We start from the raw sequence: 1,706 nt of genomic DNA on the forward strand, positions 1-1,706 counted from the left end.
CAATGTCATTAAGTTAAGGGATTGACATTGACCATAAAGTGGTTCTAAATAAAAACTTGTTCAATATCACGCCGCTTTGGTATGATCCTTGAACAAGTTTTTTGTTTCTACGCATGACAAAATAGTCCTATGTAGGACTTGAAAACTGTGAAAATGTTGCAGAATTATAGTCGGTAATTGAAAACTACTGCACTTCTTGAATGTATATTTCGATTGTAACTTCGGTTAGGCCTGATCATCTCGATATACATCGAAATCATGTAAAGTAACTCCTCATAATCCTTCTTTAGCCATCCAGCACCTAGTAAATAATGTGCTGAAAAGAACGCCATGGATAGGTTTATCTGGTATGTGCTGTCAGATTTTGACTTAGGATGTGGGGCATAAGCCTGGTTCACCATGATCATTATCACATTGTAGGCAATCAGATGGGCATACAGCTCCATCTTTACAAACTCATCTTTCTTGGAATGGAACTGGATACCGCAGTCATCATACTTAAGCGTCTTGAAGGACTTCTCAATTCCCCAGCGTAAATTGTATAGTTCTTTCATTCTGTCGAGCGGAAACTTATCTGCGTCAAGATTCGTCACCAGGACTTCCCACTGCTCCTTATTCGGAGCATCATCAGGGTTGATTCTGAACTTGCATACGCGGAATCTTACATGACAAAACTGTTTAAAGTCCCAGCTGTTGTCCTTACTGTTCTTGGATTTGAACTTCTTGTACTGATGATTTACATGGTTTACCAGATGTATATTGAGATGATCTTTGTTTTGGGTATAGAAATGGTTAGATGTAGTTACCCAGCAGTCAAGGATGCCGTCATATTCTTCATCGGGCAGCTGGCTGATTTCTTTGATCGCAGTGAGGCCTGTTTTTGACCTTATCACGTAGTAGCAGTCTTTATTTACGTTGCAGTGCTGGATCATATTGAAGGATAGATATCCGCGATCCATTAGGACGATATACTTTCCGCACTCAAGCCTAGAAAGCATTTCAACGGCTGCCTTTCGTTCATCCATCCTGTTCTTAGGTTGAATCACACAATCTTGATAGGTCTTATTTTCAAGATCGTACAGGGCATTAAGATGAACCTGGCAGTAGGGTTTGCGATTGGTGCCTTCAGAATGGACGATATTTTCAGATTTAGGATTCCATACTTGATTAAAGTCTGATCCGTCAATGGCAAACAGTCTATATTCATCATTGTACAGCTTTAGGCTGGTAAGATTCATATTAAGCTGGTCAAAAATATATCTGAATATGTCTGGCTTAAGCTTAGCTTTGGCTTGTACAAAAGCAGAAGCTGTAATACTACAACCAGAAAGCGATATGTTCTTGACCAGCTCCTTCTGAATGCTCTCGGACTGCATATTGATGATCAGCATTATTAGCTTAGAAACGTCAATCACACGGTGTCTGCTAAAGGCAGTTGGCTTGGTGGTAAATTCAGAAATTTTGGATACAGCTTCATTGATAATGGAGTCAAGTAGAGCTAGAATATTTACAGGTAGAGATTGAGATTTCATAGTTTACACAGCTTTCAATATATTTCTACTGTTTACGAAAAACGTGGGAGTGCTAATGACACTTCCACGTTTATTTTTATTCTGAATCCTACAAAAGTCAAAAGAACCGTACTACCCAAATTTTGGATAATACGGTTCTTTTTTAGATGTCAATCCCTTAACTTAATGACATTG

General features: G+C 38.9%; 1 protein-coding gene. It reads right to left on the minus strand.

Going from position 1 to position 1,706, the window contains the following annotated elements; all coding sequences use genetic code 11:
- Nucleotides 1-164: 164 nt before the first annotated feature.
- Entirely contained in the window at nucleotides 165-1,532 is a 1,368-nt protein-coding gene (locus tag ACLUXO_RS10100; protein ID WP_412137437.1) for an IS4 family transposase, read from the minus strand.
- Between the last annotated feature and the right edge of the window lie 174 nt (nucleotides 1,533-1,706).

This window comes from Lactobacillus delbrueckii subsp. bulgaricus (assembly GCF_046938665.1).
In the GTDB taxonomy this organism is placed as follows: Bacteria; Bacillota; Bacilli; order Lactobacillales; family Lactobacillaceae; genus Lactobacillus; species Lactobacillus delbrueckii_C.

Coding starts and splice junctions, on each gene's coding strand:
- ACLUXO_RS10100 (WP_412137437.1), bottom strand. CDS start 1,532: ATGAAATCTCAATCTCTACCTGTAAATATTCTAGCTCTACTTGACTCC.